A 12,758-nucleotide genomic window follows, 5' to 3' on the forward strand; every position below is an offset into this window, starting at 1 on the left:
CGGGATCGAAAGCCGGACCCGGCACGCGTCGGGTCAATATTTCCGCACGAACGGGTTGGGCATCTGAAGGTCAGTTGAGATCCAGACGCTTTTCGTCTCAAGAAACTCTCGCACGGCATCAAGCCCGCCTTCGCGACCGATTCCGCTGTGCTTGTAACCGCCGAATGGCGTCGTATAGCTGGTCGACCGATAATTGTTGACCCAGATCGTACCGGCCTGAAGCCTGTCGGTCATGTACATGGCCCGATGCAGGCTGGCCGTCCAGACGCCTGCGGCCAACCCGAACCGAACGTCGTTGCCGATCCGTATCGCGTCATCCTCGTCCTTGAACTTCAGAACGCTCAGAACCGGACCGAACACCTCCTCCTGGGCAATTCTCATCGTATTGTCGACGCCGGTGAAAATGGTCGGCTCGACGAATTGGCCGGCACCGTACTTTTGGCCAGTCAGGCGGTTGCCTCCGGCGGCACAATATGCGCCTTCATCCTTGGCGATCTGAATATACGACAGAACCTTTTGGAACTGCGGCTCGGTTGCGACCGGCCCGATCTCGGTTTCCGGATCCTTGGGGTCGCCGACTTTGGCCGCGCTGGTAATCTTGACCAGGCGCTCCACGAATTCGTCATGGATCGATTCCTGTAGCAACAGGCGCGAACCAGCCATGCAGGTCTGCCCCCCCGCCGAGAAGATGCCGGTTATGACGCCGTTCACCGCATTGTCGAGATCGGCATCGTCGAAAACGATGTTTGGCGACTTGCCGCCGAGCTCGAGCGTTACGCCCTTGAGCCCGCTCGCCGCTGCCGCATAGACCTTGCGACCGCCTTCATCGCCGCCGGTAAAGGCCACCTTGGCCACGTCGGGATGGCGAACCAGCGGATCGCCGCAATCAGCTCCGAAGCCTGTAAGCACGTTGAACACACCTGCGGGTATGCCAGCCTTGCGCACCAGACCGGCCAACACCAGCAGCGAGGCCGAGGTGAATTCGGAAGGCTTGCAAATGACGGTATTTCCGGCACAAAGCGCCGGCGCTACCTTCCATGCGGTCAGAAGCAGAGACGAGTTCCAGGGCGTGATGCTTGCAATCACGCCAAGCGGTTCGTGCTTGATGTAATTGAAGACCTTGGGCTTATCCATGGGAACGACCGCGCCCTGAATTTTGTCCGCAAGACCCGCGTAGTAATAGAAATACTTGGCGACATAACGAACCTGTCCAGAGACTTCACTCATCAGCTTGCCGTTGTCGCGACTCTCGATCGTCGCCAATTCCTCGGCATGTTCGTCGATCTGGCGACCCAGTTCCCAAAGAAGTGCACCTCGGGATGAGGCGTTCATTCGCCCCCACTCCCCATCAAGCGCTGCCTTCGCGGATGCGACGGCGTTATCGACGTCGACCTGCCCCGCCCTGGCGATCTTGGCCCAGGGCTTTCCATCGAATGGATCCAGTGTATCAAACCACTCGTTGCCAACGGGATCGACGAATTCGTTGTCAATGAAGAGTTTGTAGGTTTCCATTTTCCATTTCCCGATTCAAAGGCGATATGGTCTTCTTATTCCAATGCTCAGCCCTTCCGCGCAAATGAGTATTCCGAGTGTCAGCTTGACGAAACGGAATGTGGAGCAAGCCAATTGGCCACCGCCGCCAACTTGGCGCCGCCGGTCCGCACTCACCCGCCGTTGCTTCGGTCACTGACGATCCGGCTGGCTGGAATGAACCGGCTCAGTGCTCGCGTGGTGCGTTTCATATGCCCGTGCAGCCCCCGTCAGCCAATTTACAAAAGCCTTCAGCGCAATCTTCTTGCGGCTACCGTCAGGCAGAAACAGCGAGAACGTCTTTTCTGCCTGGAGGGCCGATGGTGAGGGCATTTCAAGCAACCCCATGTTCAGATCCGGCTCCACATAGCTTCTCGGAATCAATCCGACACCGATCCCCGATCTGACGGCTTCAATCAGAGTGGAATAGGAATCGTATCTTGGTCCTTGTTCCGGCGCAGGATGCGCCACGCCCGCCTTTACGAACCAGCGTCGCCAGGCTGAATTGCTTTTTGACTTGCCCAATAGCGGTACGGATTGAGCGTCCCGCAACCATGCCTTGGCCGAGAAATGGGACGGGTTCAGAACGGCAACAAGGTCGTCACTGAAAAGGTTGAAACATTCCCCCTTCCAGTCGCGGGCATCCCGGAAATGAATGACGGCGTCGAACTCCGCATCCCCAATGGACGTGGCCTCCAGCCGATTACTGATATTCACAATCACTCCCGGCACCTGACTGGAAAAATCCTTAAGCCGCGGCATCAGCCACCTGGTCGCAAACGTCGGAAGCGATGCGACATGCAGTTCGCTCGACCGTGGCACATGCCCGACAATAGCGGCCGTTTGATCTTCAAGGTCACGCAAGGTCTTGCGAACCTCGACTGCATAGGCACGCCCGACATCCGTCAGTTCCACCCCTCCCGGATTCCGGTGGAAAAGCTTTAGATCGAGAAAGTGCTCAAGGTTCGAGATCTGCTTGGAGATAGCGCTTTCCGTCACCAGCAGTTCGTTCGCCGCCAGAGCGAAGGATCGGCGACGCGCAGCGGCTTCGAGGGCGATGAGAGCCTTGGTGCTCGGAATCAAGTGCCGCATCGACGAGGTCCCGTGCCAGGTTCAAAACCAACCTGTTCGATCGGCCGCGATCGCATGCGCCGCGCCGCGCCGCAATATCTGACTCCTCTTGCCCTCATGATGTTGCGCCCTCCCTTGTTGCGAACCTGTGTCCACAGCCCCCCCAGGGCAGTTTGCACCAGGGAGCGAATGATCCAGCACTGTAGTGGGGAGCCTGTCCGCCGCAAAACAACTAATCTTCCATTCAGATTGATGTTTTGTCATGCTGGAGCGGCATTGAAGTAGGAGTACAGACGATGCGCCGCCGGATCCCGAGCAACTCGATGCTTATCGCCTTTGAGGCGGCGGCGCGCCATGGAAGTTTCAAGGAAGCGGCCTCGGAGTTGTTGCTGACGGAAAGCGCCGTCAGCCGTCAGATCGCGCGCCTCGAAACATTCCTTGAGACCAAGCTGTTCGAAAGAAAAGGCAATCGGGTCAGGTTGCTACCCGTTGGCACCAAGTACGCCCAGGAGGTCGGCGACAGTCTCGCCAGACTGGAACGCGATAGCCAGCGTTTGATGGGGCAATCTCCAGGCACGGTGGACCTCGAAATCGGGGTTCTGCCGACGTTTGCCACCCGGTGGCTGATCCCGCGCCTCGGCATGTTCCAGAACCCGTTCCCGCATATTCGTGTAAACCTGGCCCAGCGGCTCGATCCCTTTAACCTGCCCGCAAGCGGGTTCGATGCCGCGATTCACTTTCACGATCCGGCCTGGGCCGGACTGGTGATCCATCCGCTGCTGCACGAAGTCCTGATCCCGGTTTGCAGCCCCTCGCTCCTTTCCGGCACGCGCAACCCGCCGCCGCTCGACGACTTGCCGCGTGTGCACAGGCGGCAGAATGCCGAGGCATGGCAGATCTATGCTCAGGAAACGGGGCAGCACCTGCAAAATCCGCTTGCTGGCGTCCGGTTCGACCTGCACGGCATGGCCATCGAGGCCGCAATGGCCGGGCTGGGCGTTGCTCTTGTCCCGCGGACCTATGTCGAACGGGATCTGGCCGAGGGGCGTCTCGTTACCTGCTGGCCACCTGGTCAATCCGTTTCGAAGACATTCTGCGCCATCACGACCGAGCCACTGGACGAGTGCCAGCCAGCCCTTCGCTCCTTTGTCCTTTGGCTACTGGACCAGGCAGCGGCCACCGAGGATCGGCCGTAGGGCCAAGTTCAGAGCGTTTTCGCGGCGAAAAGATGCTCGGCCATGAAATCGAGGAATACCCGGACTTTCGGCGCCATGTGACGGCTCGTCGGCCACATGACCCGGAAATTCCCGTTGCCGATCAGATGGTCTGTCATGACCGAGGTGAGACGTCGTTCCTTCAGGTGTCGGCCAATCGTGAAGTCGGGCAGACAAGCCAGTCCCAGACCAGCTTCGGCGAAATGGATCAACGGCTCGATCGTGCTTGCGATGACCGACTGCGGCAAGGCCAGTTCTTCCCCCTCAGGATCGGGTCGCAATGGCCATTGTTCAAGCTTGCCGCTGGTCGGAAAGCGGTGGTGAAGACAGCTGTGCTCCAACAGGTCCTTGGGAACTTGCGGCACCCCGGCGCGGGCGAAATATTCCGGGGAGCCGACGATCTTGAACTGGTAAACGCCAACGATCCGGGATTTGAGACGGCTATCCTGGACATGTCCGCCCCGGACAACGACGTCAAAGCCTTCTTCGATGACCTCGACCTGACGATCGGTGAAATCGAGATCCAGCTTGATCTCAGGCCAACGGAGATTGAAGGCCGTAATGGTTGGCATCATCAGCATACCAACCAGCGGAAGGCTGACGCGCAATGTGCCGGTTGGCGCCGCTTGGGATTGGACAATCTCCAGTTCGGCCGCTTCGAGTTCAGCGATCACGCGCCGGCACCGTTCGAGATACCGGGCCCCCTCGGAGGTTAACGTGACCCGACGCGTGCTCCGGTGAAACAGGCGCGTGCCAAGTCGATCTTCGAGACGGGATATGGATTTTCCCACAGCCGAAGGCGAAAGCCCAAGCACACGCCCGGCTTCCGAAAAGTTTCTTTTTTCAGAGGCGGTTATGAAGGCCTCTAAGGCGCCGAGATGATGCATCTTCAAGGGCTCACTTGAGAAAATCTGTCTTAAGTGTCATGAATTCAGGATATATTGTCAACTACCGGCATCGCTCGTATCCCAATTGCACCCAGTCGTGGGCCAATATCAGAAAAGGAAACTTGCACTATGAACATGCCGACTGAAGCTACATTCGAGGCTGGGGCAAAGCCGACGATCTTTGTTGTCAACGTGATTCACGCGCATCCGGGGATGCAGGATGCAGCCTATGACGTCATCAAGGACGTCGTCGATTATGTTTCAGAGCGCCGCAAGGGGTTTGTCTGGAGCACCCTTGCGAAAAGCGTCGATGGCGAAACCGTGGTCAATGTCGAAGCCATTGCAAGCGAAGAGAGCGTCGAAGGCGAGTTTTTCGCGGACGATGTCTTCAGCGAGAAATTCGCGAAACTGAAAGAAGTCTCGCGGAACGAGTTCCACATCTATCGCGTGGAAGACCTCATTTTCAATACGGTTCCGGGTTACGGCATCGCCAAGGCGTAACGCGTCAGGCCGGCGGTCGAAGCCCTTAGGCATCTTTGCCCGACGCCCGACCCTGCCGGACACGACGCACAGCACGGCAATCCCGATCCGCGGATCGGCCAACGGCGGCGGCATCGGCCGCCGCTCCGAGACCCGGACCGGACTGACAAGCCGGCCTTAATTCAGCGGCAATCGTACTTCCCCCGGAGGAGGGGAACTGTCGCTGATCAGAAAAAATGGGAGGAATCATGAATTTCAAGCGATTAACACACCCTGCGGTCAAAACGATCGCTGCTGCGCTTCTTTCACTCGGGCTTTCGTCACCCGCGCAGGCTGACGAAAAGTTCAAGGTGTTTCTGAGCATGAGCTACATCGGCAACGACTGGCAGGCTGAAAGCGCCAACATGATCAAGGCGATGGCCGCCAGCAAGTCGATGCGCGACAAGATCGACTTCAAGGTTCAGGTGGCCGGTCCGAACGCGCAGCGACAGATTCAGCAGATCAATGCCATGGTCCAAGCCGGTGCCGACGCAATCATCGTCTATGCGATTTCACCGACAGCGCTGAACCAGGTCATCCGGTCCGCCTGTGACAAAGGCGTCGTGATCTTCACATACGACTCTCCGGTGACGGAACCCTGCGCCTACCAGATCACGGTCAAGCAGGAACTTATCGGCCCCCAGACGGCGGAATGGCTGGCCAAGCAGCTAAACTACAAGGGCGATATTATTTTCGTCCATGGCGTCCCCGGAACCTCGCCCGGAGACATCCGCTCAAACCTCGCAAAAGAGACCTTTGCAAAGTATCCGGACATCAACATCGTGGCCGAAGCGGTCGGGATGTGGAGCCAGAGCATCGCCAGGCAGGAACTGTCCAAGATCCTCGCCACTCGTCCGTGGGACACGATTGACGGCCTCTGGATGCAAGTCGGGTGCTATACCGCCGCCTCGATGCAGGAAGAGGCCGGCATCCCGGACGATCAGAAAAAGCCCTGCGTCGGCGAAGGTTCCAACGGACACCGGCTGCAGATGCTGCCTGCCGGCACCGAAGTCGACGGCACCACCGCGACCTACCGCCCGATGGGCTATCCCAGCATCTCGTATGCCTCTCCGACAGTTGAAGGCGCTCTTGCTCTCAAGATGGCGGTCGAAAAGCTGGAGGGCGCCGATATTCCGCATATGAACTACTTCCCGCTGCCACTGTTGACCAACAAAGACATCAAGCTGTGCAAGGAAGGGACGTGGCAGGAACTGAGCGAAGGCTGCAACGTCTTTTCTCCGACCATTGTGACCAATCCCGGCTGGTTCTCTTCAATCTATTCGGCCGACACGCCAGGACTGGGGCTGAACGCCGCACTCATCGGCGAGCCAGAAGACTGATCCTAGACCCAAAACAGGACATCCGTGCCGCATCGCGCAGCGCGGGTGTCTCCGGATGCAGGCCCTTGGGAGGAAGTTCATGGAAACCGAAAATTCTGCGCAGACCGTCGCATTCCGCAACATCGGAAAGAGCTATGGCGCGACCGTGGCTTTGCGGGACGTCAGCTTCACGGTCGGCCGTGGCCAGGTTCATGCCCTGCTCGGCGAGAACGGCGCGGGCAAATCCACCACAATCAAACTGCTCAACGGCCTGTGCAAACCCGACACCGGCTCAATCGAGATATTCGCCGAACCGACGGTGATCCGCAGTGTCCGGCATGCCCGAATTCTCGGAATTGCGACCGCCTTCCAGGAACTGTCGCTCATACCCGACCTGACTGTCGTGCAAAACATGCTGCTACCCGCCGCACCGACCTGGGGTCCGGGATTGCTGGCCAACCGCAGGGGACGGGCCATGGTGACACAACATCTCTGCGCGATCGGACTGGGGGACATTGATATCGACGCGACGGTCGGCGCTTTGCCCCTGCCGGTGCGCCAAAAGCTCGAGATCGCGCGGGCGTTCCTGAACAATCCAAAGGTCGTTCTGCTCGACGAAGCGACATCCGCCATGACACCCGACGACGTCGATTGGCTGGAGGACTTGGTCAAAGGCTATACCGCTCGGGGAGGTACGGTCATCTTTATCTCCCACCGCATGCCCGAAGTACGCAGGTTCTGCGATCATGTGACCGTGCTTCGCAATGGCCTTGCAGCGGGTACGTTCGGCCTGGACGAGGTCAGCGACGAACGCCTCATTGAATTGATCATCGGCCGTCAGCTCGACGCCGCCTATCCGGCGCGCCTGCCGCCTCCCCGGCCGCAGGACCCTTTGCTGAGCGTCTCTGACCTGACTCGTCCGCACTGCCTGAATGGTGTCACCCTCGACCTGAAGCCCGGTGAGATCGTCGGTATTTCCGGTCTTCAGGGCATGGGTCAGCTGGCATTGTTCGAAACGCTGTTCGGCGTCACACCCGCCACCGGAGGCGAAATCCAGATCGGCGGACGACGCACGGTTCTGCATTCGCCGGCACAGGCCGTCCGAGAAGGGCTGGCCCTCATCCCGGAGGATCGCAAAACCGACGGCCTGTTTCTTCAACGGGACATCCTGCGCAACGTCGAGCTTCCAAGCATCGGCCGTTTCTCGCGCGCGGGCGTGACCCGGGATCGGGCCGTGGAGGTCCGCGTCCGGAACCTGATGGACAGGTTGTCACTCAGGCAATCGGCGCTCTACGACCCGGTCAAAGGGCTTAGCGGCGGCAACCAGCAAAAGGTCGTTTTTGCCAAGTGGCTGATGACGAACAACCCGATCCTGTTGCTGTATGATCCGACACGCGGTGTCGACGTCGGCACAAAGCGCGAGATCTATGACCTTGTGCAGGATTTCGCCCGGGCCGGTGGTGCCGTTCTGTTCTATTCAACCGAGATCCCGGAACTCATGCACGTCTGCCACCGGCTGGCGGCGATGTACAATGGCCGAATAACGCACAACTTCTCCGACCTTGAAACCGTGACTGAAAGCGAGGTGGCCCGCGCTGTGCTCGGCGTCACTGAGCCTTCGGTCGACGACCACCGTTCGTCCCCGATTGAAATTGGAGCCACCGCATGACCGCGAACACACTAATTTCGCATCACGTCCGCAGCGCTTCATTCACGAAGGCCAGCGTTTCCAAACACAGTGCGGTTCTGATCGCTCTTGGGTTCCTCATTCTTCTTATCGCGACACTTCACGCCCTCAGCCCTTATGGGCTGACCTATTTCGACATAAGCTACATGTCCGCCGGCGGCGTGACCCTGGCCCTGGCCAGCATCGGGCTTACCCTGGTGGTCCTGACCGGCGACCTCGACCTAAGCGGCGGGGCGGTCATCTCGCTCGTCAACGTGCTTATCGCAAGCGTCAGCCATGACGGCACGATACCTATGGCCACACTCGTGCTTCTTGCCTTTGGGATCGGTGCGCTCATAGGCGCGGTGAACGGGTTGCTTGTCGCCGTTCTGGGGCTGCAGTCAATTGTCGTGACGTTGTCCACCATGTTCATCTGTCAGGGCGTTGCGCTGATCGTCATGGCCACACCGGGTGGGTCGGTTCCGGCCGAATTCTCGGCCGCCCTGTCCGGCGATCTGCTGTCAGGACTGGTTCCGATGCCATTGGTTGTTATTGCGTGCGCCTGCGCGTTCTGGCTGTTGCTCAAGAACACGCGGCTCGGCGTCAATTTATATGCCGTCGGCAGTGACCGGCAGGCCGCAACCGCGAGCGGCGTGTCCGTGATTTTTTCGCGGTTCATGAGCTTTGCCATCGCCGGAATGTTCTATTCGGCCGCTGGTATCTTCGTCACCGCTCTGACGGCTTCCGGCGATCCGTTGATTGGCACGTCTCTTTTACTGCAGACCTTTGCGGCCGTAGTAATTGGCGGCACAATGCTGGGCGGGGGACGTGGAGGCTGTCTCGGCTCCCTGATCGGCGCCTATGTACTCACGCTGCTTGTCAACATCCTCCTCGTTCTGAATGTGTCGGCCTATTTCAGCCCCATCGTCGACGGCACGCTCCTGGTCTTCGCTGTTCTCCTCAACACCGTATCACGGGGCGACATCTCCGACAGGATCAAAGCCGTGTGGAATGCGTGCACCGATGCCAGCTCGCCCAGAACGGCGGGGGCGCGACTGGCTCGGATTCACCTTGATCGGCCCGATCAAGCGCACGAGCCCGTCACCGAGGTCCGGGCCGGTTGGCTGCACCGGCACCGGGCGGAAATCGGTTACTCCATTCCGTCCTATCTCGCGTTGGCGGTCGTTATTCTGGTCACCGCCGCTTTGATGGGCGGTCTTTCCTGGAACTATTTCAACGCGCTTCTGGTGCTGTCCTCCTTCCTCGTTCTGCTGGCGCTGGGTCAGGGCATCGTCATTATCTCGGGTGGACTTGACCTGTCTGTTCCGTGGGTCATCGCGATCGCCGGCATCGTGTTTACCGGGACGCTTTCGGCACATCCGGATGTGCCGTGGGGCTATGTCGCGCTTTTGGCCGTCCTCATCGGTGCGACCGTCGGCGCCGTGAATGGCATGGCCATCACGTTGATCGGCATCCCTCCAATCGTGACGACCCTCTCGATGAACAGCATCCTGCAAGGTCTGGCGCTGTTGTATTCTGACGGCACGCCAAAGGGCGTCGCGCCGGACGCGTTGAAATCCTTCATGTCAGTACAATCCGGCGGCATCGCACCTATCATCTGGTTCGAACTGATCTTCATTGCCTTGGGCGTCTTCTTTCTGTCTCGTTCGACTTTCGCGCGCCGGATCTATGCCGTCGGGTCGAGCGACCGGGTCGCCCTTCTGTCGGGCGTCGGCGTCCGCCGAACGGTTCTGGCAAGCTACGTCGTCAGCGGAACCCTGGCCGCGTCGGCCGGCTTAATGTTGACCGGGTTCAATGGTCAGGCAAGCCTCGGTATGGGCGACGAATACCTGTTGTCCTCAATCGCGGTCGTGGTGATTGGCGGCGTTCTCGTCACCGGCGGGAGAGGTGGGTTTTCGGGCATGGTCGGGGGCGTCCTGTTCCTCACCGCGCTGCAGACCCTGCTCAACGGCACGACGCTACCTTTCGCCTTCCGAAGCATCATCTTCGGCCTTGTGATCCTTGGAGCCGTCGTTGCGCTGCGCGAACGAAGCCCCCGGTGAAGCCCCCTCGCCCGTGATCTTGCCATGCGAACTTGGCGCAACCCCTCCAGCCTTAAGGACAATCTCATGAACGATTTCAGCCTGGTCATCAACGGACGCTCTGTCCCCGGCGATTTCTCAATGGAAGTTGTTAATCCAGCCACCGGCAAAGCATTCACTGAGTGCAGCCGTGCGTCGCTCGAACAATTGAACAACGCGGTGGCAGCCGCCAAAGCCGCCTCTCGCAACTGGGCGACCATCCCGACAGCCGACAGGCGCGCAGCCGTGCTGACCATGGCCGACATCATGGAACGCAACAAGGAGGACCTCGCCAGATTGCTGACGGCGGAACAAGGCAAACCAATAGCCGCGGCCCTTGGTGAAATGGAAGAGGCCATCGCCAACTACCGGGCTCTGGCCGCATTCGACCTCTCCGCCGAGGTAATCCCGGACGACAGCGGTCGTGACATTCGACTGCACCGACGCCCGTTGGGTGTTGTAGGCCTCATTACGCCGTGGAATTTCCCGATGGCGAACCTCAGTTTCAAATTGCCCTTCGCGCTTTTGTGCGGCAACACGGTGATCGTAAAGCCCGCCCCGACGACGCCGCTGACCACCCTGCATTTCGCGCAACTCGTGAAGGAGGTCGTTCCGCCGGGCGTGCTCAACGTCATCACGGACCAGAACGACCTCGGCGAACACCTCGTCGCCCATCCGGATGTCAGCAAGATCGCTTTGACCGGGTCCACCGAGACCGGCAAAAAGGTGATGGCCGCCGCAGCCCCGACGCTCAAACGCGTGACGCTGGAACTGGGCGGCAACGATGCGGCGATTGTTCTCGGCGATGTCGACCCCGAGGAGATTGCGCCAAAGCTGTTTGAAAGCGCCTTCGCGAATTCGGGCCAGGTCTGCATCGCGATCAAGCGCCTTTATGTTCAGGATTCGATCTATGACGCGGTCTGCGACGCACTTGACGCGCTGGCGCGGGCAGCCGTGGTGGGTGACGGTATGGCAGCCGACACGCAGTTCGGCCCCGTGCAAAACCGGGCGCATTTCGACCGTCTGAAAAAGTTGATCGAAGAGACCAGATGCCATGGAGACGTCCGCCCTGGCTCGGAAATACCTGCTTCGAGCGGATTCTTCGTGGCGCCCACCATTGTCCGGAACATCAAGGAAGGCACTCGGCTGGTCGACGAAGAACAATTCGGGCCGGTTCTTCCTGTAATCAGCTTCCAGCAGGACGAGGATATCGCGCAGCGGGTAAATGCCTCTCGCTATGGGCTGGGCGCCTCTGTCTGGTCGGGCGACGTGAACCGTGCGCGCGAGATCGCAGAGCGGCTCGAATGCGGAACCATATGGATCAACAAGCACCTAGACCTCGCTCCACACATTCCCTTCGGTGGTGTCAAGCAGTCCGGAATCGGTGTCGAAATGGGAACGGACGGACTGAGGGAATACACCCGACTGAGCGTAATAAACGACTGAAAACAGGGACACAGGCCCTCGAACGAACGGAGATCACATGCGCATATGGCATCAAAGCTACACCGACCTGACGCGTCTGCCCGGCTATGCCGGCATGATGACCAAGCATGCCTCCAAGGTTTGCGATCCGACGACGGAGGTGGATCTTCACGGCATAGCGCCAGGCAGCCTTCCCGAAGGTGTGCCGCCGGTGACTTCTATTGGTTTCCGCCACGCGCGGCAGTTGATCGATCTGCAGATTATCGAGAACGCGGTTATCGCCGAGCGTGAGGGTTATGATGCCGTTGCAATCAGTTGCTTCCTCGACCCAGGCCTCGAAGAGGCACGCAGTTTGGTCGACATTCCGGTGGTCAGCTCCTGCGAGGCAGCGCTCTTGATGTCTTCCCTTGTGGGCCGAAGCTTTGGCCTGATTGCGCTGGACCGGGCGATGGCCAACCACGTGCGAACCCTGGTCGCACGCTACGGTTTCCACGCAAGAGTCGCCACGGTTGAAACTCTCGACCCGCCCATGGACGAACATCAATTGGACAGCGCCTTTGCCGGTTCGACGGCATTTGTGTCTGGGTTCGAGATCCAGGCGCGGCGGCTGATCGCAGCGGGGGCCGACGTCATCATCCCGGCCGAAGGGGTGCTGAACACCGCCTTGGTGAGCAACGGCGTGCGCCAATTCGACGGGGTTCCGGTGCTGGACTCCTACGGAACACTGCTGATGCTGACCGAGACGATCGTCAGGCTGAGGAAGAAGTCCGGCCTCGACGTGTCCAGGGTCGGAGCATATGCGCGACCCCCCGCCGGAATGCTCTCCAGCCTTCGCGGCATGGCGGCGCAGGCGCTGCTGCGCAAAACTTGACGCCGACCGGCCCTCTAGCGACATCCCGCCCCCGAGCCGGCGTGGCCCGGATTTTTTCTCAAGCAGGCATGACGCCTTTTCTTTTGATCGTCGCGGGCCGCTCGTGCCAACTCCGCCGGACGACGAAAGAACGGCGCCGTGAGGACACGATGCACCTGCGCAACCGTCATGCCAT

Annotated in this window: 10 protein-coding genes; 7 read left to right on the plus strand and 3 right to left on the minus strand. The window is 59.7% G+C overall.

Annotated elements, in window-relative coordinates:
• Window positions 1-33: 33 nt before the first annotated feature.
• Together KUV49_RS14390 and KUV49_RS14395 are read right to left on the minus strand one after the other, a co-directional pair.
• Window positions 34-1,512: an aldehyde dehydrogenase gene (locus KUV49_RS14390; RefSeq protein WP_222450545.1), complete on the minus strand. Its 1,479-nt coding sequence runs from the start codon at window positions 1,510-1,512 to the stop codon at window positions 34-36.
• A 171-nt stretch (window positions 1,513-1,683) separates the two neighbouring features.
• Window positions 1,684-2,622, minus strand: a complete 939-nt coding sequence (locus KUV49_RS14395; protein WP_222450546.1) for a LysR substrate-binding domain-containing protein — start codon at window positions 2,620-2,622, stop codon at window positions 1,684-1,686.
• Between the two features lie 275 nt (window positions 2,623-2,897).
• Between KUV49_RS14395 and KUV49_RS14400 the strand changes: the two genes are divergently transcribed.
• Window positions 2,898-3,797, plus strand: a complete 900-nt coding sequence (locus KUV49_RS14400) for a LysR substrate-binding domain-containing protein (protein WP_222450547.1) — start codon at window positions 2,898-2,900, stop codon at window positions 3,795-3,797.
• A gap of 8 nt (window positions 3,798-3,805) precedes the next feature.
• Here KUV49_RS14400 and KUV49_RS14405 read toward each other — a convergent pair whose 3' ends face one another.
• Entirely contained in the window at window positions 3,806-4,702 is an 897-nt protein-coding gene (locus KUV49_RS14405) for a LysR family transcriptional regulator (protein WP_222451015.1), read from the minus strand.
• A 129-nt stretch (window positions 4,703-4,831) separates the two neighbouring features.
• Between KUV49_RS14405 and KUV49_RS14410 the strand changes: the two genes are divergently transcribed.
• The 6 genes from KUV49_RS14410 (at window position 4,832) to KUV49_RS14435 (ending at window position 12,583) form a co-directional block, all read left to right on the plus strand.
• On the plus strand, window positions 4,832-5,203 hold the full coding sequence (locus KUV49_RS14410) for an antibiotic biosynthesis monooxygenase family protein (RefSeq protein ID WP_222450548.1): 372 nt from the start codon (window positions 4,832-4,834) through the stop codon (window positions 5,201-5,203).
• A gap of 227 nt (window positions 5,204-5,430) precedes the next feature.
• On the plus strand, window positions 5,431-6,561 hold the full coding sequence (locus KUV49_RS14415; protein WP_222450549.1) for a sugar ABC transporter substrate-binding protein: 1,131 nt from the start codon (window positions 5,431-5,433) through the stop codon (window positions 6,559-6,561).
• 79 nt (window positions 6,562-6,640) lie between these two features.
• A complete protein-coding gene (locus KUV49_RS14420; protein WP_222450550.1) occupies window positions 6,641-8,209 on the plus strand; it encodes a sugar ABC transporter ATP-binding protein in 1,569 nt (522 codons plus the stop codon).
• Window positions 8,206-10,269 carry an ABC transporter permease gene (locus KUV49_RS14425; RefSeq protein WP_222450551.1) on the plus strand — a complete coding sequence of 688 codons (2,064 nt, stop codon included), beginning with the start codon at window positions 8,206-8,208 and terminating at the stop codon, window positions 10,267-10,269. Before KUV49_RS14420 ends, KUV49_RS14425 begins: the two co-directional genes overlap by 4 nt.
• 66 nt (window positions 10,270-10,335) lie before the next feature.
• Complete coding sequence (locus KUV49_RS14430; RefSeq protein ID WP_222450552.1) at window positions 10,336-11,733, plus strand: aldehyde dehydrogenase family protein; 1,398 nt, start codon at window positions 10,336-10,338, stop codon at window positions 11,731-11,733.
• A gap of 37 nt (window positions 11,734-11,770) precedes the next feature.
• Window positions 11,771-12,583 carry an aspartate/glutamate racemase family protein gene (locus tag KUV49_RS14435; RefSeq protein WP_222450553.1) on the plus strand — a complete coding sequence of 271 codons (813 nt, stop codon included), beginning with the start codon at window positions 11,771-11,773 and terminating at the stop codon, window positions 12,581-12,583.
• The last annotated feature ends 175 nt before the right edge of the window (window positions 12,584-12,758 follow it).

The organism is Roseovarius atlanticus (assembly GCF_019802205.1).
In the GTDB taxonomy this organism is placed as follows: Bacteria; Pseudomonadota; Alphaproteobacteria; order Rhodobacterales; family Rhodobacteraceae; genus Roseovarius; species Roseovarius atlanticus_A.

Bases quoted from the DNA above. Each gene is read 5' to 3' on its own strand.
- KUV49_RS14395 (WP_222450546.1), bottom strand. From the start codon at position 2,622: ATGCGGCACTTGATTCCGAGCACCAAGGCTCTCATCGCCCTCGAAGCC.
- KUV49_RS14435 (WP_222450553.1), top strand. From the start codon at position 11,771: ATGCGCATATGGCATCAAAGCTACACCGACCTGACGCGTCTGCCCGGC.
- KUV49_RS14405 (WP_222451015.1), bottom strand. From the start codon at position 4,702: ATGCATCATCTCGGCGCCTTAGAGGCCTTCATAACCGCCTCTGAAAAA.
- KUV49_RS14420 (WP_222450550.1), top strand. From the start codon at position 6,641: ATGGAAACCGAAAATTCTGCGCAGACCGTCGCATTCCGCAACATCGGA.
- KUV49_RS14430 (WP_222450552.1), top strand. From the start codon at position 10,336: ATGAACGATTTCAGCCTGGTCATCAACGGACGCTCTGTCCCCGGCGAT.
- KUV49_RS14400 (WP_222450547.1), top strand. From the start codon at position 2,898: ATGCGCCGCCGGATCCCGAGCAACTCGATGCTTATCGCCTTTGAGGCG.
- KUV49_RS14410 (WP_222450548.1), top strand. From the start codon at position 4,832: ATGAACATGCCGACTGAAGCTACATTCGAGGCTGGGGCAAAGCCGACG.
- KUV49_RS14425 (WP_222450551.1), top strand. From the start codon at position 8,206: ATGACCGCGAACACACTAATTTCGCATCACGTCCGCAGCGCTTCATTC.
- KUV49_RS14415 (WP_222450549.1), top strand. From the start codon at position 5,431: ATGAATTTCAAGCGATTAACACACCCTGCGGTCAAAACGATCGCTGCT.
- KUV49_RS14390 (WP_222450545.1), bottom strand. From the start codon at position 1,512: ATGGAAACCTACAAACTCTTCATTGACAACGAATTCGTCGATCCCGTT.